We start from the raw sequence: 297 nt of genomic DNA, 5'->3' as shown, positions 1-297 counted from the left end.
CGAGGCCACCGCTCGGCAGCCAACGCCATCGCCGAGGCGCTGGAGGAAGCCGGCGAGGCCGCCCGCCGGCAAATCGAACTGCTTCAACACGCCCGAGCAGCAGACCATCGACGAGATGGACGTGGCCCAGGCCGAGGAGTACATCGCCGAGGGCCAGTTCGCCCCCGGCTCCATGCTCCCGAAGGTGGAGGCCTGCATCGAGTACGTCGAGGCCTACCCCGAGGGCCGCGCCCTCATCACCTCGCCGCCCGCATTTAAAGTGACGCTTGCCGGCTGGACATCAAGCAGAACCCGCTG

General features: G+C 68.4%; 1 pseudogene. It reads left to right on the top strand.

Annotated features, from left to right (window positions below):
* A pseudogene (locus tag NE591_RS14665) lies at positions 1 to 297 on the top strand (hypothetical protein); the annotation flags it as partial.

Source organism: Adlercreutzia sp. DFI.6.23, assembly GCF_024462535.1.
Classification (GTDB): domain Bacteria; phylum Actinomycetota; class Coriobacteriia; order Coriobacteriales; family Eggerthellaceae; genus Adlercreutzia; species Adlercreutzia rubneri.
Note: the sequence above shows the minus strand (reverse complement) of the source record. Positions and strands in the feature narration are given on the sequence as shown.